Consider the following 20,260-nt stretch of genomic DNA (forward strand, 5'->3'; position numbering starts at 1 on the left):
CTGTGCCTACTGCTAGCATACGCGCATGCGTGTCCCCTTGTCATTGGATCAGATCGAGCTCGAGGCGCCATTGCCACTGAATATCTGGGACGGCAGTGGCGTGCTGCTGCTGCGCCGCGGAGAAGTCATCCGCAACTTCGAGCACCGGGAGTTGCTGCGGTCGCGCGGCCCGATGGTTGACGAGGAGGAGTATCGCCAGTGGACCTTTCGGTATACCGCCGAAATCGACCGCAAACTGCGCGGCAACGCCAGCTTGGAGAGCATTGCCAGCGTGGCGCGCCCCATGGGGCTTGGGCCTGATCGCGACGAGCAAGCCGTGCCCGTGCACATGCGCTGGGCCGATCTGCACACCAGCCTCGGGTTGCTGCTGCACCAAGGTGAGCAGGCGCAGGATTTTTTGCGCCGCTTGGGGCTGATCCGCATGCGCATCGACGAGGTGCTGCAGTCGCGCACCGACGACAGCTTGTTCGTGCTGGTGCAGATGCTTCTTGATCGCACCCTGGGCTACAGCACCGGTCATGCCTTGCTGTGCGGGCTTTTGTGCCGGATCGTCGGCAAGTTGCTGCTCAAAGAGCCCAGCCAGATCGATGCCCTCATCAACGCCGCGCTGACCATGAACATCGGCATGACGCGCCTGCAAGACGAGCTGGCCTTGCAAGCCGAGCCGCCCAGTGTCGAGCAGCGCATTCGCATCGAACAGCACCCATTGCTTGGAGAGCGCTGTCTGCAGCACCTGGGTGTGCAGGACCCAACCTGGTTGCGCTTGGTGCGACTGCACCACACCAAGCTCCACGCCATGGGCAGCCTTGAGGGCGCCGAGCCGCTGTTGCTGATGGCACATCTGATCAGCTTGATCGATGTGTTTGTGGCGCGCATCAGCCCACGTGTCAGCCGCAAGGGCTTGCCTTCGCAGCGGGCGGCGCGCGACGCCTACCTGGCCGCCGACGGCCAGCCCAACCCCCTCGGAGCGGCGCTGATCAAGGCCGTGGGTGTCTACATCCCGGGCAGCTATGTGCGGCTGGCCAGCGAAGAACTGGCGGTGGTGGTGCGGCGTCAGCGCCGCGCCAACGAACCGTTGGTGTTTGCACTGGTCGGGCGCAGCGGTATGCCGCTGGGTGAGCCGGCGCTGCGCGACACCAGCGAGGCGGCGTTCGAAATCAAGTCCGGCGTGGCGGCCGACGAGGTGCGGGTGCGCGTGCAAAGCGCCAAGCTGCTGGCGCGGCTTTGAGGCCGGAGCAGCGCAGCGTTTGGTGAGTTCGCAGCCGGGCCACCCCGCTTAGCGCGGCTTGGCCCGCTGTTGCTGGCGGTATTCCCACGGTGGCGTCGGGGCTGGGTCGGCCCAGAGTCCACGCCGTTCGCGCTGCGCTCGGCGTTCGGCGCGGGCGTAGCGCCAGCGCTCCAGCCATTTTTGTTCCTCGGCATAGCGCTTGTAGTGCCAAGCCAGCCCGGCGCGCAGCAGTTGCAGGTTCACGTCCTGCCCCTGCAGACGCAGCGTGCCGACCAAACGACCATGGCGGTCGGTCTTGGCAAAGTCCACCTGCACCTCGTGCTGCAAGACCAGGGCTTTAAGGTGCGCGCCCGCTTCGGCGCCCCAAGGCTGCGCTTGCTCAGGCGCGTCGATGCCCAGCAGCCGCACCCGGTGGCGCCGTTGCTGGGCATCGAGCACGGTGACGCTGTCGCCGTCGGCCACCGCAATCACCCGGCCGTGCAGCGGGCTGGATATGGCTTGGGCCCGCAGTGGCGCGCTGCCCAGTGCCAAGCCGGCGGCCAACCACAGCCAGAGCCAATTCCGAGGCAATGGCGTCAAGGCGGCGGCGCGGACAGCGTTCATCCGCCGCAGTTTAACCCGCAGCTTTGACGCGTGGGATCAACGCCCAGCTTGCAGCATGCTGCCGGTTTTGGCTTGGTCACGGGCCAGCGCTTCGCGGTCGGCGATGCGGCGAAACGCCAGCGTGACGATGGTGCTCGTGATCACGATGAAGAGCGAGTACAGCACCGGGATCAGCAGCACGTCTTGCTGCATGGTGCCGGTGAAGGTCAGGGTGACGATCAGCACCGCCAGCGGGCCGTTCTGAATGCCGGTTTCGAGCGCGATGGTGCGGCTGCGGCTGCGGTCTTGGCGCAGCAGGCGCGACAGCCAAAAGCCCAGCGCCATGCCGATCAGCCCCAAGCCGATGACCGCAAAATAGACCGAGAACGGGGTCGCGGCCAGCAGCATGTGGTTGCGCGGCACCCAAGTCACCACCAAGAACAAGATCACAAAAACGCCCATAAAGCTGCCGATCAGCTCCATGGTGGCGCCGATGTTGGGATTGAGCTTGCGCGTCACCATGCCAATGATCGTGGGCACCAGCAACACCAACAGCACCTGCGCCACGTTGCTGGCGGGCACCGCAAATTCGCTGCCAATACCGGCCACACCGGTGTAGAAAGCCAGCAGAGCTGGCACCGCCACCAGCGCCACCAAGGTCGAGATGCTGGTCATCATGATCGACAACGCCAGCACGCCTTTGCTGAAGTAGGCAAAGATGTTTGACGTGGTGCCGCCCGGCATGCAGCCCATCAAAATCAGGCCCACGGCGAGCGCGGGCGGAAAGTTGAGCACGATGGCCAGCGTAAAACCCAGAAAGGGCATGATGCCGTACTGGCACACCAGGCCCACCAGCACGCCTTTGGGTTTGCGAAAGGCGATTAAAAAGTCGCGGTAGGTGAGCGAGGCGCCCATGCCCAGCATGATGACCATCATCATCAAGCCGAGCAGCTGGGTTTCAAATTCGGTAAGCATTTTGTGTGGTCTCCGGTTTCTTGGGGTTGCAGGCGTTTAATGCTGCAGGTTGGCTTTGAGTTGTGCTTGCCATTCGGCCTTGACTTCGGCCTTCAGGTTTTTGCGCAGCACCTTGCCGACCGCCGTTTTGGGCAGTTCTTCGCGGATCACAATGCTCTTGGGTACCTTGTAAGCGGCCAGAAACTTGCGGCAATGGGCGATCACGGCGTCGGCTTGCAAAGCCCCGTCGTGTTCTGGGTTGTGCACCACGTAGGCGCGCACCGCTTCGCCGGTTTTTTCGTCGGGGGTGCCCACCACAGCCACCTCGAGCACGGCGTCCATCTGGGCGATCACGTCCTCGATCTCGTTGGGGTAGACGTTGAAGCCCGAGACCAGGATCATGTCTTTCTTGCGGTCGACGATGTGCATGAATCCCTGGTCGTCCATCTCGGCCACGTCGCCAGTGGCGAGCCAACCGTCGCGCAACACCTCTGCGGTTTCGGCCGGTTGGTGCCAGTAACCCTGCATCACTTGTGGGCCGCTGACGTAAATTTCGCCGGCTTGCCCGAAGGTTACATTTTGGCCGTCTTCGCCCACCAGTCGGATGTCGGTGCCTGGAGCGGGGATGCCGATGCTGCCCAAGCGCGGCTCACCATGCAGCGGGTTAAAGCTCACCACGGGCGAGGTTTCAGTCAAGCCGTAACCTTCGGCGATCGGCGTTTTTGTGACTTCGCGCCAGCGCTTGGCCACAGCGCTGTGCAGCGAGGTGCCGCCCGCGATGGAGGCCTTGAGCTTGCGCGGCGGATAGGCGACGAACCACTCCTCATTGAGCAGGCCGTTGTAGAGCGTGTTGACGCCCGTCATCCAAGTGATGGGGTAGTTCTCAATCGCGCGCTGCAGGTTTTGCACCGGGCGCGGGCTGGGGATGAGGATGTTTTGCGCGCCGATGGCGAGAAATCCCAGCAAATTGGCGGTAAAAGCGAAAATATGGTAAATTGGGAGCGCGGTCAACACGCATTCCTTGCCGGGCTCCATGTGCGTGCCCCCCATGGCCAGCATCTGCTGCACGTTGTGCAACAGGTTGCTGTGGCTGATCATGGCGCCCTTGCTCACCCCGGTGGTGCCGCCGGTGTACTGCAGCAGCGCGAGTTCGTGTGGCTGGATGCCTTTCCAGTAGTTCTGGGCGTGCACGCGACCGCCGGCTTTTTGCAACGCGGCGCGGCCTTGGGCCAGCGCGGCGGCCAAGCGCGTGTGCGGCACCGTGACCGGGGGCAGCACCTGCGCCCAGACCTTTTGCACCCCACGGATGATGAGCTTGGGGATGATCGGGAAAAACTCCGGCACCCCAGCCAGCACCACGTGCTTGACGGTGGTCATGGCCAGCACCGAGGGCAGTTTGTCGGCAAACATGTCGATCAGCACCAAGGCCTTGACGCCGGCATCTTTGTACTGATGCACCATTTCGGCCGGGGTGTAGAGCGGGTTGGTGTTGACCAGCACACAACCGGCCTTGAGGATGCCAAATACCACCACCGGATAGGACAGGCCATTAGGCATCTGCACCGCCACCCGGTCGCCCACGTGCAGGCCCAGTACCTCGCGCAGGTAGGCGGCAAAATAGTCTGACAACTCATCAACCTTGGCAAAGCTCAGGCTGCCGTTCATGCCGTTGGGCACCACGCAGGTGAAGGCGGCCTTGACCTTGCTCTCGCGTGCCCAGCGCGTGCAGGCATCGTGAATGAAGGCCCCCAGGTTGGGGTGGCTCAAAGGCGGCAGTTCAGGCGCAATGCCAACTTCTCGGTACACGGCTACCCAAGGGCGAGGCGTGTAGGTGAACGGGTGTTGCATGATCGGTAAGGGGGTGAAGCGAACGATCGTGCTATTTTGCCTGAAGCCGGGCCGCCTTGAACAAAAAAATGTCATTGCAATGGCTTAATTGCACCATTTGATGATAGGTGTAAACCCTGATAGCTGGCGACGGTATAGCGAGCAGATGCTAAATACTGTCTGCTTTGAGGTGTGCTGCGATGGAGCAACTTTGCAGCTTTTGTGCTCCCAGCCCCTTGGGGATGGTGGCAAACCTGAACGAAAAAAGCCCGCGTCTTTGAGGATGCGGGCATTGGTGTCATGGTGGCGCTTCAGGGATTCGAACCCCGGACCTGCGGATTATGATTCCGTCGCTCTAACCGGCTGAGCTAAAGCGCCACTAGCCCTGCATTGTAGCAGGTCTGCGAAGCGGTACGCCAGCACCGCGGGCGCCAGCGCATGAGCCCGCACCTGAGCCGGCGCTGCCTCACTGATGCTTGAACTGCGCCGGGCGTTTTTCGACGAAGGCGGCCATGCCTTCTTTTTGGTCGGCGGTGGCAAACAGGGCGTGGAACAGGCGGCGCTCAAAGGCCATGCCGTCGGCTAGGGTGCCCTCGAAGGCTTTGTTGACCGCCTCTTTGGCCGCCATGACGGCGATCTGCGAGTAGCCGGCGATGGTCAGGGCGGCGGCCAGGGCTTCGTCTTGCAGTTTGTCTAGGGGCACCACGCGGCTGGCCAAGCCGGCGCGCTCGGCCTCGGCGGCGTCCATCATGCGGCCGGTGAGCACCAGCTCCATGGCCTTGGACTTGCCGACGGCGCGCGGCAGGCGCTGGGTGCCGCCGGCGCCGGGGATGATGCCGAGCTTGATTTCGGGCTGGCCGAACTTGGCGTTGTCGGCGGCGATGATGAAGTCGCACATCATGGCCAGTTCGCAGCCGCCGCCCAAAGCAAAACCGCTCACCGCGGCGATGATGGGCTTGCGGATGCTGCGCATGGTTTCCCAGTTGCGCGTGATGTAGTCGCCTTTGTAGACGTCGGCAAAGCTGTACTGGGCCATGGCGCCGATGTCGGCGCCGGCGGCAAAGGCTTTTTCGCTGCCGGTGAGCACGATGCAGCCGATGTCGGCGTCGGCATCGAAGGCCTTGAGGGCGGCGCCGAGCTCATCCATGAGCGCGTCGTTGAGGGCGTTGAGTTGCTTGGGGCGATTCAGGGTGATGAGGCCGACGCGGCCCTCGGTGCGCACCAAAATGTTTAGGTAAGTTTGGCTCATGGGTGGTGTCTCTGGTTCAAGGTTCGGCGGGAGCTGCCACTATAGCGCGCCGGCAAGGCGGTTCTAACGCGGCTTGGGCCGGATTTAGGGCGGGATCAGGACAGAACTGGGGGGCGCTAAGGGCGGTCGCTGGAACTCGCAGCTAGGGGCCAGCCTAAAAGGCTGACGGGATGGGCGCCAGCAGCTTGGGTGGGTGTTGGGCTGGCCGGTGCAGGGCTGGCCGGTTTAGATGGGCGCTGCAACCGCACCGTGTGCGCTTGCGGCTGCTCGGGCGTGGGCCAGCGCAGCGGCAGGCGCAGCAGCCGGCCGTCGCGCGCCACCAGCGCTACGACGCTGTGCTGCCCGTGGGCGTGGCGCGCAGTTTCGTCGAGTTTGCGCACGCGCCACGCGCTGGGGGTGGCGCTGGTGCTGCCGTTGCTGCAGCCGTTGCTGCAGCCGTTGCTGCAGCCGTTGCTGCAGCCGTTGCTGCAGCCGTTGCTGCTTGCGCTATCCACTTCCAGGCCCAGCCATTCGTCGCCAGCGGCCAGCCCGGCCTGCTCGGCCAGCGAGCCGCGCAGCACGTTTTTGATCATTAGGCCCTCGGTTTCACTCACGCGCAGCCCCAGCCGCTGCGCCAGCGGCGCGGGTTCGGTGAGCCAGTCTATGCCTTGGGTGCGCAACAAATCGGGCAGCGGCAGATCGGCGCAGCCACGCACCCAGGCCGCGATTTCGGGGGCGTAGCTGCGCCCGCCACACTGCTCGAGCACGGCCAGCAGGTCGGCCTCGTGCATCGGGCCGCCTTGGCAGCGCCCATAGAGCGCGCGCAGCACCGCGTCGAGGCTGCTGCGGCCCTCGGCGCGCAGTTGCAAGTCGAGCGCCAGCGCCACCAAGGACCCTTTGGCGTAGTAGCTCACGGTGGCGTTGGGGCTGTTTTCGTTGACGCGGTAGTACTTGGTCCAGGCCTCGAAGCTGGATTGGGCCAAGCTGTGCACCAGCCGACCCGGGCTGTGCAGCACTTGGTTGAGGGTTTTGGCGAGCAGCTGCAGGTAGCAGGCTTCGTCGATCAGGCCGGCACGCAGCAGCAGCAGGTCGTCGAAGTAGCTGGTGAAGCCTTCGAACAGCCACAGCAGCTCGGTGTGCTGTTCGCCGTCGTAGTCGTAACGGGTGTATTCGGCCGGGCGCAGGCGCTTGACGTTCCAGGCGTGAAAGTATTCGTGGCTGATCAGGCCCAGCAGGCTGGTGTAGCCGTCGCTGGCGCCAAGCGTGGGTGCTTGGGCGGGCGCTGGGGCGCCGCCTAGGGGCAGCTGCGGCAGGTCGGCGCGGCGGCAAATGAGGGCGGTGCTGTGGCGGTGCTCGAGCCCGCCGTAGCCCTCGTGGCGGGCGTTGAGCATAAACAGGTAGTGGTCGAAGGCAGGAGCCTCGTGTGCGCCGTGCCAAAAGCCGATGGCAGCCTGGCAGATGGCTTGGGTGTCGCGCAGCAGGCGTTCGCCATCAAAACCCGGCCCGGCGCCGCTGACTACGAGCCGGTGCGCGACGCCGCGCACGCTGAACGCTGCGCTCCAGAACCGGCCCAGCTCGAAGGGGCTGTCGGCCAGTTGGTCGTAGTCGGCGGCCTGCCAGCGGCCTAGGCTGTGGGGGGCGTCGGCATGGGCCGCATTGGGGGTGACGGGCGCCAAGGCCGTGGCCACTTGCCAGCCCAGGGTGGCGGCGCTGCCCCAGAGCTCGAGTGTGTGCGCCAGCGCTTCCTGCCCGTGCACGCGCAGGCACAGGCTGGTGGGGTTGAAAAAGCCACGTTCGGCGTCGAGCCAGGCGCTGCGCACCGAGGCGTCGTAGGCATAGACCTGATAGCGCAGCCGCAGCACTTGGGTGCCGGCTGGGGTGGTGGCTTCCCAGGTGTTTTTGTTGAGCTGGCGCAGCGGCACGACGCAGCCGTCGCAGCCGTCGCAGTCGGCGTGCAGGCCGTGCAGGTGCTGGGCGAACTCGCGCACCAGATAGCTGCCGGGAATCCACACCGGCAGGCTGACGCGCTGCTGCCGCGCCGGTTGGCTGATGTGCAGGGTGAGCGTGTACAGGTGGGCGTGCAGCTCGACCAGTTCGACGCGGTAGTGTGGGCCGGAGAGGTTTGAAGGACGGGCGCAGGCAGTGGTGGGCATGGGCGAGGGCGAAAGCCGATCAACGCGCCGCCGCCGCCGCGCTCAGGCGCTGCTCAAGCAACTCGAAGCCGGCAGCGCCCGAAAGGCGCGAGCCGTCGGCAAAAAAGGTGGTGGGGGTGCCGGTGATGGCGTGCCGTTGACCAAACGCCATGTTGCGCTGCAGCGCGGCGGTGTCGCAGGTGGCGGCAGGCGGATCGACGTTGCGCAGCATCCAGTTCTCCCACACTTGGGAGCGGTTGCGCGCGCACCATATATGCTGCGACTTGGCGAGCGAGTCGCGCCCCAGAATCGGGTACAAAAAGATGTGGATGGTGACGTGGTTCAGGCGGCTCAGGTCGCGCTCGAGCCGTTTGCAAAAGCCGCAGTTGGGGTCTTGGAACACGGCTAGGCGGCGCTGGCCGTTGCCGCGCACGATGGTGAAGGCGTCGCGCAGCGGCAGCTGGTCGAAGGCGATGGCGTTGAGTTGCTCGATGCGCTGCTCGGTCAGGTTGTTGCGGCTGCGGGTGTCGATCAGTTGGCCTTGGATCAGGAAGTTGCCCTCGGCATCGGAGTAAAAAATCTGGTTGGCGCCGATGCGCACCTCAAACAGGCCGCGCATGGGTGCGGCGCGCACCTCTTCGATCGGGGGCAGGTTGGGCAGCCGCTCGGCCAAGTTGGCGCGGATGGTGGCTTCGTTGGCGCTGGCCAGCGAGCCCAAGGTGAGCAAGGCGGCTAGGGCGGCCATGGCGCCGGCGCGCCAATACGATCGCCACCCACCAAGCCACCCGGTGCATCGCGCTGGCGCCGGGTGCGCGGTTTGAGCCGCTGGTGCCGCGGCGCTGCAGTAGGCATGGGCGGCAGCGCTGCGAGTTGGGGCGGCGGTGACGGTGGGTGAGCTGTGCATCTGGAGGAGGCTAGGGTGGGGTGGGGGCCCAAGCGGCTGCGGAGGGCGCAGCAGGTGGTTGGCCAGAGGCGGTAGCAGAGGCCGCAAAAGCAGCGGCAGCAGGAGCAGCAAACGGCGCGCAGGGCGAATCCACCTCAGGGCCGCCCATCGCTAGGCGGATGGCGTGGTGTTTGAGCGGCGTGAGGCCATCGAAGCGCCGCAGCCCCCAGCGCCGCAGTGCGCCTACGCGATCGTCGCCATGGCCAAACAGGCTGTAGAGGCCGTCGGTGAGGGTGGCCATGCGCTCGAAGTCGGCGCGGCGCGCGCGCTCGTAGCGCCGCAACAGGCGCCAGTCGCCGGGGCTGCGCCAGTATTCGCGCTCGCGCAACACGCGGCCCAGTTCGGCTACGTCACCCAAGCCCATGTTCAGCCCTTGGCCGGCCAAGGGGTGCATGGCGTGGGCGGCGTCGCCCGCCAGCGCCAAGCCGGGCCGCACCCAATGCCGGGCGCGCGACAGCTGCAAGGGCCAGCCAGCGGGGGTGCCTTCGGTGCTCATGGTGCCCAAGGCGTGGTCGCAGGCTTGGGCTACGGCGGCGGCAAAGGCGGGCGCGGATAAGGCCAGCAGCTCGGCCGCGCGCGCGTGCGGCACCGACCAGACCAGGGCCACGAGGTTGCCCTCGGGGCCGTCCATGGGCAACAGCGCCAGCACCTCGCCGTGCCGGAACCACTGCCGCGCCACGCCCTCATGCGCGCGCGCGCAGCGCAGCCGCGCCGCCACGGCGGTGTGGGCGTAGGGCTGTACCTCGTATTCGATGCCAAACTGGGCCCGCGTGCGGCTGTGCTTGCCCTCGCAGATCACGGTCAGTTCGGCCGGTGGGGCGCTGCTGACGAGGTCGATGCCACTCTGAAACGGCAGCGCTTGCGCCAGCCGCTGTTCCAGCGCCGGCACATCCACGATCCAAGCCAGCGGTTGCTGCGCGGTGAGTGCGTGCAGGTTGAGGGCGGCAGGCCGCTCGGCGTCGGGCTCGCAGACCCACATTTGGCGCACAGCCGTGGTGGCCGGGGCCTCGGGCCAAACGCGCAGATCGCTCAGCAGCGAGACCGCGGCTTGGTTGAGGGCGTAGGCGCGGATGTCGGGGCCGGCCGCCGGGGCCGCTGGCTGGCTCAGCAGCGCCACCCGCAAGCGCTCGCGCGCCAGCAGCAGCGCCAGCGTGTGCGCCACCACACCGCTGCCCAAAATGGCTACGTCGTACCGTGGGTTCATGTGCGCATTGTAGGCCGGGGCGTCACCTTTTGGGCCTCAGGCGGTGGGCATCATTGAAACGCCACCTCGGCAAAGCTGCGCAGCTTGCGGCTGTGCAGCTGATCGACGCCACCGGCGCGCAGGCGTTCGATGGCGCGCAGGCCGATGCGCAGGTGCTGATCGACGCGCTCGCGGTAAAAGGCGTTGGCCATGCCGGGCAGCTTGATTTCGCCGTGCAGCGGCTTGTCGCTCACGCACAGCAGGGTGCCGTAGGGCACGCGCAGCCTGAAGCCGTTGGCGGCGATGGTGGCGCTCTCCATGTCGAGCGCCACGGCGCGGCTCTGGCTGAAGCGGCGCTGCGGCGTCTGGCCGGGCAGCAGCTCCCAGTTGCGGTTGTCGGTGCTGGCCACGGTGCCGGTGCGCAAAATGCGCTTGAGTTCGGCGCCGCTCAAACCGGTCACGTCGGCCACTGCGCCTTCGAGCGCGAGCTGGATTTCGGCCAGCGCGGGGATGGGCACCCACAGCGGCAGTTCTTCGTCCAGCACGTGGTCTTCGCGCACGTAGGCGTGGGCCAGCACGTAATCGCCCAGTTGCTGGCTGTTGCGCAGCCCGGCGCAGTGGCCCAGCATCAGCCAAGCGTGCGGGCGCAGCACGGCGATGTGGTCGGTGATGGTCTTGGCGTTGCTGGGCCCAACGCCGATGTTGAGCAGCGTGATGCCGCTGCCGTCGGCGCGCAGCAGGTGGTAGGCCGGCATCTGCGGCAGGCGCGGCAAGGCGCGGCCCGGTTGGCCTAGTCCGAGTTCATGCAACAGCTGTTGTTCGGCGGCGCTCAAACCCGCGCGCGGCGTGAGCACGTTGCCGGGCTCGACCAAGGCCAGGTATTCGCTCTCGGGGTTGGCCAGCGCCTCTAGCCCGAGGCGGATGAACTCATCGACGTAGAAGGGGTAGTTGGTAAACAGCACGAAGCCCTGAAACCAAGCCGGCGCGGTGCCGCTGTAGTGGCGCAGCCGCTGCAACGAGTAATCGACCCGCGCCGCGCCAAACAGCGCCAGCGGCTGCGCCTCGTGAGCGGCGCTCTGGTGCGTGCCGTTGGCGATGCCGTCGTCCATCAGGCTCAGGTCGGGCAGGTCGAAGCAGTCGCGCAGGGCGGCGCGCTGGGCCGGGTTCAGCTCGCCCTCGAGGTGCTCGTGCTCGGCCAGCGCGAAGTGCAGCGGGATCGGCTGGTTGCTCACCCCCACCTCGAGCGCACCGCCGTGGTTGTGCAGCAGCAGTTCGAACTGCTCTAGGTAGTAGCTGGCAAACAGATCGGGGCGAGTGAGGGTGGTTTCGTAGCGGCCGGGGCCGGCGACGAAGCCGTAGCTCAGGCGGCTGGGCGCACCCGCGCCGGGCCCGCCGTGGGCGTGCTGGCAGTGCAGGCGCACGAAGGGGTAGCAGGCGCGCACGCGCTGGGGTGCGTTGGCGCCGCCGGCGCGCACGTACTGGTGCAGCGCCTGGCGCAAATGCGCCACCGCGCGCTGGTACAGCGCCTGCACCTGAGCCAGCGCGGCGGCGGCGTCGGTGTAGCTTTGGGGCGGGGTGAAGGGTGGGCTGTGGGGCGGGCTGTGCGGCATGGTGGGGGCATTGTGGCGCAGGTGTGTGGCGGTGCGCTGGATTGCACATCAGCCCCCACCCACCGGCGTGCGCAAGGTCACGAACTCCTCGGCCACGGTCGGGTGGATGCCCAGCGTGGCGTCGAACTGCGCTTTGGTGGCACCGGCTTGCAGCGCCACGGCAAAGCCTTGCACGATCTCGCCGGCTTCGGCGCCGACCATGTGCAGACCGAGCACGCGGTCGTCGGCGTCGTTGACGATCAGCTTGATGAGCGTGCGCTCGCTGCTGGCGCTCAGGGTGTGGCGCAGGGCGCGAAACTCGCTGCGATAGACACGCACGCGCTCGCAGCGCTGGCGCGCCTGCTCCTCGCTCAAGCCCACCGTGGCCAGGCTGGGGTGGGTGAACACGGCGGTGGGCACCAGATCGAGGTCGAGCGCCGGGCGAGCGTGGCCGCTGCCGTAGAGTTGATCGATCAGCCTCATGGCCTGCGCCAGCGCCACCGGGGTGAGTTGCATGGGCCCGGTGACGTCGCCCAGCGCATAGACGCTGGGCACGCTGCTTTGAAACTGCGCATCGACCACGATCTCGCCTTGCGCCCCCAGCGCCACGCCCAGCTCCTCGAGGCCCAGCCCCTGCACGTTGGGTCGGCGCCCGGTGGCGTAGAGCGCGGCATCGACCACCAGGTGGTTGCCGTCTTCCAGCGCCACGTGCAGGCCGTCGGCGTGGCGCTCCAGCCCCAGCACGCCGGCTTGCAGGCGCAGATCCAGACCTTTTTTCAGCAGTTCGGCGGCCAGGAAGTGGCGCAGCTCGTCGTCGAAGCCGCGCAAAATCTGCTCGCCGCGGTAGAGCTGCGTCACCTGCGCGCCCAAGCCATGAAAGATGGAGGCGAACTCGCAGGCGATGTAGCCGCCGCCGACCACCAGCAGCCGCTGCGGAAAGGGCTCGATCTCGAACAGATCGCTGGAGTGCAGGGCGTGTTCGCGGCCTTTGAAGTGCGGCAGATGCGGCGCGGCTCCGGTGGCCACGAGGATGCGCGCGGCGCTGAAGCGGCGCTGGCCCGGCGAGCCGTCGGCGTTGAGCGTGGCCAGGCTCACCGTGTGGGGGTCGAGCAGGCGCGCCCAGCCTTCGAGCAGCGCCACGCCGCTGGCGCGCAGCAGATCGGCATAGACGCCATTGAGCCGCGCCAACTCGCGCGCGCGGTTGGCCTTGAGGGTGGCCCAGTTGAGCCGCGCCGGCGCTGCCTCCCAGCCGTAGCCCTGCGACTCGCGCTGCGCGGTCGCGTAGTGCGCGGCGTAGCCGTAGAGTTTTTTGGGGATGCAGCCGGCGTTGACGCAGGTGCCGCCCAGCCCGGCCTGGCCGTGCGCCTCGGCCAGCGCCACGCGCACACCGCGCTGCGCCGCCATGCGCGCGGCGCGCACACCGCCGCTGCCGCCGCCAATCACAAAAAGGTCGAAGTCGTAGGGGTTCATGGCGGCTGTGGTGGTGGGGTTGCTAGGGGGAAATTATGCCGCGCTGTGGGCGCTGGCAAAGTGTGCCGATTCAGCGCCAGCTTGCCGTGAGCAGGGCTTCGAATGCGCTGTCGGCATGCAGCGTGCTCAAGCTTTGCAGCGGCAGGGCGCTGATGCCATCGGCCAAAGGGGCAATGGGCCCGTCGCCGTGGCAAAGCACATACAGATGGGTTAGACCCAAGGCTTGCTGTGCGGAGCGCATGGACGGGGTGGCTTTGGGCGAGCGGGTGAGCTTGACTTCAAAGCCTAGGCGCTGACCTTGTCTTTCGATCAGCAGGTCGAGCTCGGCACCCGAGTGCAGGCCCCAGAAGTGCGCTTCGTCGCGCCCCGCGCCGATCTTGTGCATGATTTCGCGCACGGCCAGCCCCTCCCACGAGGCGCCGCATTTGGGGTGGGCCAGCAAGTCGTGCTCGGCCGCGATGCCCAGCAAGCTGTGCAGCAAGCCGGTGTCGCTCAGGTACACCTTGGGCGCCTTGACTTCGCGCTTGCCTTGATTGCCGTGCCAAGGCCGCAGGCGCCAAGTCATGAAGGTGCCCTCTAGAATGTCGAGGTAACGCGCTACCGTCTTGTCGCTCACCCCCAAGGCCCGAGCGAGTTCGCTGCCGTTCCAAGTTTGCGCGTGGTAGTGGGCCAGCATGGTCCAGAAGCGACGCAGCGTCAGTGCCGGCAGGTTGATACCGAGTTGCGGCAGGTCGCGCTCCAGATAGGTGCGTATGAATGACTCGCGCCAGGCGCGGCTGGCCGCGTCGCTTGGGGCCAGCAGCGAGCGCGGGAAACCGCCACGCAGCCAGCGCGCATCGAGCATGGGGCTGGGCAATTCATCCAGCATCAGGCCCTCGAGCTCGTGGAACACCACCCGCCCGGCCAGACTTTCAGCGGTGTTGCGCAGCAACTCGGGCGCCGCGCTGCCGAGCAGCAAAAACCTAGCCGGTGTATCGGCCCGGTCAGCCAGCACGCGCAGCAAGGGAAACAGGTCGGGCCGCAACTGGATTTCGTCCAGCACCACCAAACCCGTGAGGCGCCTGAGCACAAATGAGGCGTCGCTCAAGCGGGCTTGGTCCTCAGGGTCTTGTAGGTCGAAATGGTGCGCGGGTTCGGTCCACTCCTTGGCCATCTCGCGCGCCAGCGTGGTTTTCCCTACCTGACGGGCGCCCAGCATGGCCACGACCGGGAATAGGCTCAAGGCGGTGCGGAGGGCCTGCAGATGACGGCTGCGGTGAATCATCTGCGCATCTTACCTTGAAAATTCGGATTGAGAGTCCGAGATATCGTGGTGAATGACTGGCGGCCCGTTTCAGCCGGCTGCTGGCTGTGCCTAAGCCACCGCCGCGCTGCCCGCAGCCTGCGGCCCAAGCAGGCCACGCTGCAAAAAGCGCCCGGTGTGGCTGCCGGGGCAGGCCGCCACTTGCTCGGGGGTGCCGCAGACCAGGATCTGGCCGCCGCCGGCACCGCCTTCGGGGCCGAGGTCGATGAGCCAGTCGGCGGTTTTGATCACGTCCAGGTTGTGCTCGATCACCACGATGGTGTTGCCGGCGTCGCGCAACTGGTGCAGCACCTTGAGCAGCAGCTCGATGTCGGCGAAGTGCAGGCCGGTGGTGGGTTCGTCCAGCACGTAGAGGGTGCGGCCGGTGTCGCGCTTCGACAGCTCGAGCGCCAGCTTGACGCGCTGCGCCTCGCCGCCCGAGAGCGTGGTTGCGCTCTGGCCCAGGCGCAGGTAGCCCAGCCCCACGTCGAGCAGGGTTTGCAGTTTGCGCTGCAGCGCCGGCACGGCCTGAAAGAAGGCGCTGGCCTGCTCGACCGTGAGCTCCAGAATCTGCGCGATGTGCTTGCCCTTGTACTGCACAGCCAGCGTTTCGCGGTTGTAGCGCTGGCCCTGGCAGACCTCGCACGCCACATAGACATCGGGCAGGAAGTGCATCTCGACCTTGACCACGCCGTCGCCCTGGCAGGCTTCGCAGCGGCCGCCGCCGGCTGACTGCGCCACGTTGAACGAAAAGCGCCCCGGGCCGTAGCCGCGCTCGCGCGCCGCCGGCACCTCGGCCAGCAGCTCGCGGATGCCGGTAAAAAGGCCGGTGTAGGTGGCCGGGTTGCTGCGCGGGGTGCGCCCGATCGGGCTTTGATCGACGTTGATGACCTTGTCGAAATGCTCCAGCCCCTCCAGGCCCTGGTGCGGCGCCGCTTCGTCGTGGCTGCGGTAGAGGTGGCGCGCCACGGCGCGGTACAGGGTGTCGTTGACGAGGGTCGATTTGCCCGAGCCGCTGACGCCCGTGACGCAGGTGAACAGCCCCACGGGGAAGGCGGTGCTGACCGCGCGCAGGTTGTGGCCGCTGGCCTGCAGCAGGCGCAGCGCCGGGCCGCTGGCCGGGTCGAAGGCTTTGCGTTGCTTGGGCACCTCGATGCGCCGCGCGCCCGAGAGGTAGGCGCCGGTGAGCGAGCCCGGCGTGGCCATGAGCTGGGCGCAGCTGCCTTGGGCCATGACACGCCCGCCGTGCACGCCGGCGCCGGGGCCGAGGTCGATGACGTGGTCGGCGGCGCGGATCATGTCTTCGTCGTGCTCGACCACCAGCACGCTGTTGCCAAGCTCGCGCAGACGCATCAGGGTGCCGATCAGGCGCTCGTTGTCGCGCTGGTGCAAGCCGATGCTGGGCTCGTCGAGCACGTACAGCACGCCCGAGAGCCCAGAGCCGATCTGGCTGGCCAAGCGGATGCGCTGCGCCTCGCCGCCGCTCAGGGTCTCGGCGCTGCGCTCGAGGCTCAGGTAGCCCAGCCCGACGTCGTTGAGAAAGCGCAGCCGCGCCGCGATTTCGCGCTGCACCCGGGCCCCGATCTCAGCTTTGGCGCCCTGCAACTGCAACTGTTCGAACCAGTGCAGCGCTTGCGCCAGCGTGATCTGGCCGATCTGGTAGATGGCGCGGGCTTGCTCGCCTTCGCCAATGTACACGTGGCGCGCTTGCGGCCGCAAGCGGCTGCCGTGGCACTGCGGGCAGACTTGGGTGCTGCGCAAGCGCGCCAGTTCTTCGCGCACGGTCGGGTTGCTGCTCTCGCGCCAGCGCCGCTCGAGGTTGGGCAACAGGCCCTCGAAGGGGTGATTTTTGCGCACCGTCTGGCCGGCGTCGAAGGCGTAGTCGAAGCCGATGGCTTGCGCGCCCGAGCCGTGCAGCAGCACCTGGCGCACCGGCTCGGGCAGGTTCTCCCAGGGGGCTTCGAGGTCGAAGCCGTAGTGCGCGGCCAAGTTTTGCAGCACGCCAAAGGCCTGGGCGTTGCGCCGATCCCAGCCTTTGATGGCGCCAGCGGCCAAGCTCAGGCTGGGGAAAGCCACCACCCGCGCCGGGTCGAAGCGCTCCACGTGCCCCAAGCCCTCGCAGCCGGGGCAGGCCCCGAGGGGTGAGTTGAACGAGAACAGGCGCGGCTCGAGCTCATCGAGCGCGTAGGCGCACAGCGGGCAGGCAAAGCGCGCGCTCAGAACGTGTTCGCGGCCGCTGTCGAGCTCGAGCACCAGCGCCTTGCCGTCGCCCAGCCGCAGCGCGGTCTCAAAGCTCTCGGCCAACCGCTGGCGCTGGTCGGCGGCTTCGTCTGGTGCGGGCGTTGCGCCCAAACCGGCTTCGGGCGCGCGCACCTTGAGGCGGTCGATCACCACGTCGAGGTCGTGTTTGCCTTGGCGCTTGAGTGCCGGCAGGCGCTCGGCCTCGAGCACTTGGCCGTCGAGCCGGAAGCGCACGAAGCCCTGCGCTTGCAGCTCGGCCAAGGTGTCGGCAAACTCGCCCTTGCGGGCGCGCGCGATCGGGGCCAGCAGCAGGATTTTGCTCCCCGGCGGCAGCGCCAGCACCTGATCGACCATCTGGCTCACGGTTTGCGCCCGCAGCGCCTGGCCGTGCTCGGGGCAGTGCGGGCTGCCGATGCGGGCGTAGAGCAGCCGCAGGTAGTCGTGGATTTCGGTCACCGTGCCCACGGTCGAGCGCGGGTTGTGGCTGGTGGCTTTTTGCTCGATGGCGATGGCCGGCGCCAGGCCGTCGATGCTGTCCACGTCGGGCTTGTCGAGGCGCTGCAAAAACTGGCGCGCGTAGGCGCTCAGGCTCTCGACGTAGCGGCGCTGGCCCTCGGCGTACAGGGTGTCGAAGGCGAGGCTGGATTTGCCCGAACCCGACAGCCCGGTGATCACCACCAGCGCGTTTTTCGGGATGTCGAGGTCGATGTTTTTCAGGTTGTGCGTGCGCGCGCCACGCACGCGCAGCATCGGCAGCGCAGCCGGCTGGCGCAGCGCCTGCGCCAGCGGCAAGCCATCGTCGGGCGGCGCGGCTGCGGCGACGCTGGAGGCAAGGGCAGCAGCGGCGGTGGAGGGGTCGGGGTTCAAGGGCTACTCGATCAGGGGCAAACCCTTGATCATAGGAGCTTAGGCGCAGCGGTGCGCGGCCCAAGCCCTGTATCCCGCGCGGTTGCTCGTCGGTGTGCTGTGGCATCGACCGGCGCGCGCAAGCCTGCCGGCAAACCCACCATCTCGGGCGGCGGGCTTGCGCCCCACCGCCGCCCGTGGCGTACCCCTTACTGCCCCTGCCCGAGCGCGAAGCCGCGTTCGCCGTCGAAGGTGCAGAGGTTTTCGGTCTTGATGAAGTCGATGCCGCGATGCGCCAGCACCTGCATCAGCTCGATCAGGTCGGTGTGCGTCACGCTGGTGCCGTTGGCGGCGACGAAGCGGCAGCGCCAGTGGTCGGTGCAGAAGGTTTCGGGGAAGCCGCCCGGCCAGACCTTGACGCCGCGGTTGGTGATCATCTGCAGGTGAAACGCCGGTGTCACCAGCGCGCTCAACTGGCCGGCCAGAAAGTCGGCGCTGCAGCGCGCGTTGACGAACACATCGACCCCCACCAGCGCCTTGACCGAGACCGGGTCGGGCAGTGGCGCGTGCAGCCCCGAGTTGGCGGCCGCCGCCGAGGCCTCGAGGGCGGTTTGGGTGGGCGTGACGTAGCGCACCGGCTTGAGCTTGGTGGGCTCTTGGCCCAGGCGGTCGATCACGGCGTCGGCAAAGTCCATGCTGCCAAAGGGCCGGCCGACGCTGAGCGAGCCGCGCAGGTCGGCGGTGATGATGCCGTCTTCGATCGTGCGCAGCCAGGCGTTGTGCACCTTTTCGGCCACTTCGGACTGGCCGATGTGGATCAGCATCATCACGCCCGCCAGCAGCAGGCCCGAGGGGTTGGCGATCCCTTTGCCGGCGATGTCGGGGGCGCTGCCGTGGATGGCCTCGAACATGGCGATGCGCTCGCCGATGTTGGCGCTCGGGGCCAGCCCGACCGAGCCGGTGATCTCGGCCGCGATGTCGCTGATGATGTCGCCGTAGAGGTTGAGGGTGACGATGACGTCGAAGCGCTCGGGCCGCGTGGCCAGCCGTGCCGCGCCGATGTCGATGATCATGTGCTCGGTTTCGATCTGCGGGTACTCTTTGGCGATCTCGTCGAAGACCTTGTGGAACAGGCCGTCGGTCATCTTCATGATGTTGTCTTTGGTCATGCACGTGACCTTGCGCCGCGCGTTGTTGACCGCGTACTCAAAAGCGTAGCGAATGATTTTTTCGCAGCCGGGCCGGGTCACGAGCTTGAGGCACTGATAGACCTGATCGGTCTGGCGGTGCTCGATGCCGGCGTAGAGGTCTTCTTCGTTTTCGCGCACGATCACCAAGTCCATCTCGGGGTGCAGCGTCTTGACGAAGGGGTGGTAGGTGACGCAGGGGCGCACGTTGGCGTACAGGCCCAGCGTTTTGCGGATGGTCACGTTCAGGCTCTTGAAGCCGCCGCCTTGCGGGGTGGTGATGGGGCCTTTGAGCAACACGCGGGTGCGGCGCAGGCTGTCCCAGCTCTCGGGTGCGATGCCCGAGCTGTGGCCGGCCAGATACTGCGCTTCGCCGACGCTGATGGTCTCGGGCGCGATCTGCGCTCCGGCGGCGCGCAGCACGCGCAGCGTGGCTTCGGTGATCTCGGGGCCGATGCCGTCGCCCGGGGCGACGGTGATGGGAACCAGGTTGCTCATGGGGGATGCTCCTCTTGGGGGTGGGTGAACCGATGCGGACTGGGGCGCAGCAGCGCTTGTGGGCTGCGGGCCAACGCGAAGTATGGCGCCTTTTTGCATCGCAAACCAATTATGATTAAGCATAATATGCATAGATCTTAAGCTATGAATAAACTGCGCCCGCCCCGCGTCACCTTTGCCCAAATGCGCACCTGGGAGGCGGTGGCGCGGCTGGGTTCGATCACCGCCGCGGCGCGCGAGTTGCACCTGGCGCAGCCCACGGTGTCGGCGCAGGTGCACGAGATGCAGACGGCACTCGGGCAGCCGTTGCTGGCCCCAGCCGGGCGCGGCGTGCGCGTCACCGACAGCGGGGTGCTGCTGCGCGAGGCGGTGCTGGATATGTTCACGCGCTGGCAGGCGCTGCAAGAAGAGCTGCTGGCGCTGCAGGGGCTCAAGCGCGGCACGCTGCGCATCGCCGGCGTGACCACCACCGAGTATTTCATCGCCCAGTGGATCAGCGCGTTTGCGCAGGCGCACCCGGGGATCGACATCGAACTGGCGGTGCACAACCGCGACGCCGTGGTGGAACTGCTGCACAGCGAGCGCGTGGATCTGGCGCTGATGATGCGCCCGCCCAGCTTTCCGCCGCTGCACGCGCTGCCGGTGCTGGACAACCCGCTGGTGCTGATCGGCCCGGCCGGGCACCCGTGGGCGCAGCGGCGCCGCTTGCCGCTCAAGGCGCTCAAGGGCCAGACGCTGCTGTGGCGCGAGAGCGGCTCGGGCACGCGCCAGGTGGTGTTGGAGCACCTGCGCGCCCACGGCCTGGAGCCCGACGAGCGCCTGACGCTGGGCAGCAACGAGGCCATCAAGCACGCTGTGGCCGCCGGGCTGGGGCTGGCGGTGCTGTCGCGCCACGCGCTCGATGCCGATCCGGCGCAAGAAGGGCTGGCGCTGCTGCCCATGACCGGGTTCCCGATCTGCCGCACCTGGCAACTGGTGTGGCGGCGCGACCGCCGCCTGCCGCTGGCGGCCAGCGCTTGGATCGAACACTTGCGCGCCGCCCTGCCGGCCGGGCTCGGGGTGGGCTGAGA

At 67.2% G+C, this 20,260-nt stretch carries 14 protein-coding genes and 1 tRNA gene; 2 read left to right on the plus strand and 13 right to left on the minus strand.

The window, feature by feature from the left end; all coding sequences use genetic code 11:
- Positions 1-25 precede the first annotated feature (25 nt).
- Positions 26-1,228: an HD-GYP domain-containing protein gene (locus tag SMCB_RS00990; protein ID WP_144400211.1), complete on the plus strand. Its 1,203-nt coding sequence runs from the start codon at positions 26-28 to the stop codon at positions 1,226-1,228.
- Positions 1,229-1,276: 48 nt separating this feature from the next.
- Here SMCB_RS00990 and SMCB_RS00995 read toward each other — a convergent pair whose 3' ends face one another.
- From SMCB_RS00995 to SMCB_RS01055, 13 genes are all read right to left on the minus strand, one after another.
- Positions 1,277-1,831, minus strand: a complete 555-nt coding sequence (locus tag SMCB_RS00995) for a thermonuclease family protein (protein ID WP_082027146.1) — start codon at positions 1,829-1,831, stop codon at positions 1,277-1,279.
- A gap of 36 nt (positions 1,832-1,867) precedes the next feature.
- Positions 1,868-2,785 carry a bile acid:sodium symporter gene (locus tag SMCB_RS01000; RefSeq protein ID WP_045534422.1) on the minus strand — a complete coding sequence of 306 codons (918 nt, stop codon included), beginning with the start codon at positions 2,783-2,785 and terminating at the stop codon, positions 1,868-1,870.
- A 36-nt stretch (positions 2,786-2,821) separates the two neighbouring features.
- A complete protein-coding gene (locus tag SMCB_RS01005) occupies positions 2,822-4,612 on the minus strand; it encodes an AMP-binding protein (RefSeq protein ID WP_052468356.1) in 1,791 nt (596 codons plus the stop codon).
- A gap of 280 nt (positions 4,613-4,892) precedes the next feature.
- Positions 4,893-4,969, minus strand: a tRNA-Met gene (locus SMCB_RS01010).
- Between the two features lie 88 nt (positions 4,970-5,057).
- On the minus strand, positions 5,058-5,840 hold the full coding sequence (locus SMCB_RS01015; protein ID WP_045534424.1) for an enoyl-CoA hydratase: 783 nt from the start codon (positions 5,838-5,840) through the stop codon (positions 5,058-5,060).
- A gap of 116 nt (positions 5,841-5,956) precedes the next feature.
- Positions 5,957-7,972, minus strand: coding sequence for a M61 family metallopeptidase (locus SMCB_RS01020; protein WP_045534426.1), 2,016 nt, complete (start codon positions 7,970-7,972; stop codon positions 5,957-5,959).
- A 19-nt stretch (positions 7,973-7,991) separates the two neighbouring features.
- Entirely contained in the window at positions 7,992-8,696 is a 705-nt protein-coding gene (locus SMCB_RS01025) for a DsbC family protein (protein ID WP_045534428.1), read from the minus strand.
- A 169-nt stretch (positions 8,697-8,865) separates the two neighbouring features.
- Positions 8,866-10,098: an FAD-dependent monooxygenase gene (locus SMCB_RS01030; protein WP_082027147.1), complete on the minus strand. Its 1,233-nt coding sequence runs from the start codon at positions 10,096-10,098 to the stop codon at positions 8,866-8,868.
- A 50-nt stretch (positions 10,099-10,148) separates the two neighbouring features.
- Positions 10,149-11,687 carry an AMP nucleosidase gene (locus tag SMCB_RS01035; protein WP_045534430.1) on the minus strand — a complete coding sequence of 513 codons (1,539 nt, stop codon included), beginning with the start codon at positions 11,685-11,687 and terminating at the stop codon, positions 10,149-10,151.
- A 48-nt stretch (positions 11,688-11,735) separates the two neighbouring features.
- Positions 11,736-13,136, minus strand: a complete 1,401-nt coding sequence (gene gorA / locus SMCB_RS01040) for a glutathione-disulfide reductase (protein WP_045534432.1) — start codon at positions 13,134-13,136, stop codon at positions 11,736-11,738.
- Positions 13,137-13,206: 70 nt separating this feature from the next.
- Complete coding sequence (locus SMCB_RS01045; RefSeq protein WP_045534434.1) at positions 13,207-14,400, minus strand: ATP-binding protein; 1,194 nt, start codon at positions 14,398-14,400, stop codon at positions 13,207-13,209.
- 90 nt (positions 14,401-14,490) lie between these two features.
- Positions 14,491-17,409 carry an excinuclease ABC subunit UvrA gene (uvrA, locus tag SMCB_RS01050; RefSeq protein ID WP_082027395.1) on the minus strand — a complete coding sequence of 973 codons (2,919 nt, stop codon included), beginning with the start codon at positions 17,407-17,409 and terminating at the stop codon, positions 14,491-14,493.
- 305 nt (positions 17,410-17,714) lie between these two features.
- Positions 17,715-19,190, minus strand: coding sequence for an NADP-dependent isocitrate dehydrogenase (locus SMCB_RS01055; RefSeq protein ID WP_045534436.1), 1,476 nt, complete (start codon positions 19,188-19,190; stop codon positions 17,715-17,717).
- 144 nt (positions 19,191-19,334) lie between these two features.
- Here SMCB_RS01055 and SMCB_RS01060 point away from each other — a divergent pair, with 144 nt between their 5' ends.
- Complete coding sequence (locus SMCB_RS01060) at positions 19,335-20,258, plus strand: LysR family transcriptional regulator (RefSeq protein WP_034114116.1); 924 nt, start codon at positions 19,335-19,337, stop codon at positions 20,256-20,258.
- Positions 20,259-20,260 lie beyond the last annotated feature (2 nt).

It is taken from the genome of Serpentinimonas maccroryi (assembly GCF_000828915.1).
Lineage (GTDB): Bacteria > Pseudomonadota > Gammaproteobacteria > Burkholderiales > Burkholderiaceae_C > Serpentinimonas > Serpentinimonas maccroryi.

What these genes read in the sequence shown, in the direction of transcription:
- SMCB_RS00990 (WP_144400211.1), top strand. Translation starts at nt 26, where the DNA reads ATGCGTGTCCCCTTGTCATTGGATCAGATCGAGCTCGAGGCGCCATTG.
- SMCB_RS00995 (WP_082027146.1), bottom strand. Translation starts at nt 1,831, where the DNA reads ATGAACGCTGTCCGCGCCGCCGCCTTGACGCCATTGCCTCGGAATTGG.
- SMCB_RS01000 (WP_045534422.1), bottom strand. Translation starts at nt 2,785, where the DNA reads ATGCTTACCGAATTTGAAACCCAGCTGCTCGGCTTGATGATGATGGTC.
- SMCB_RS01005 (WP_052468356.1), bottom strand. Translation starts at nt 4,612, where the DNA reads ATGCAACACCCGTTCACCTACACGCCTCGCCCTTGGGTAGCCGTGTAC.
- SMCB_RS01015 (WP_045534424.1), bottom strand. Translation starts at nt 5,840, where the DNA reads ATGAGCCAAACTTACCTAAACATTTTGGTGCGCACCGAGGGCCGCGTC.
- SMCB_RS01020 (WP_045534426.1), bottom strand. Translation starts at nt 7,972, where the DNA reads ATGCCCACCACTGCCTGCGCCCGTCCTTCAAACCTCTCCGGCCCACAC.
- SMCB_RS01025 (WP_045534428.1), bottom strand. Translation starts at nt 8,696, where the DNA reads ATGGCCGCCCTAGCCGCCTTGCTCACCTTGGGCTCGCTGGCCAGCGCC.
- SMCB_RS01030 (WP_082027147.1), bottom strand. Translation starts at nt 10,098, where the DNA reads ATGAACCCACGGTACGACGTAGCCATTTTGGGCAGCGGTGTGGTGGCG.
- SMCB_RS01035 (WP_045534430.1), bottom strand. Translation starts at nt 11,687, where the DNA reads ATGCCGCACAGCCCGCCCCACAGCCCACCCTTCACCCCGCCCCAAAGC.
- gorA (WP_045534432.1), bottom strand. Translation starts at nt 13,136, where the DNA reads ATGAACCCCTACGACTTCGACCTTTTTGTGATTGGCGGCGGCAGCGGC.
- SMCB_RS01045 (WP_045534434.1), bottom strand. Translation starts at nt 14,400, where the DNA reads ATGATTCACCGCAGCCGTCATCTGCAGGCCCTCCGCACCGCCTTGAGC.
- uvrA (WP_082027395.1), bottom strand. Translation starts at nt 17,409, where the DNA reads ATGCTGCGCGTGCGTGGCGCGCGCACGCACAACCTGAAAAACATCGAC.
- SMCB_RS01055 (WP_045534436.1), bottom strand. Translation starts at nt 19,190, where the DNA reads ATGAGCAACCTGGTTCCCATCACCGTCGCCCCGGGCGACGGCATCGGC.
- SMCB_RS01060 (WP_034114116.1), top strand. Translation starts at nt 19,335, where the DNA reads ATGAATAAACTGCGCCCGCCCCGCGTCACCTTTGCCCAAATGCGCACC.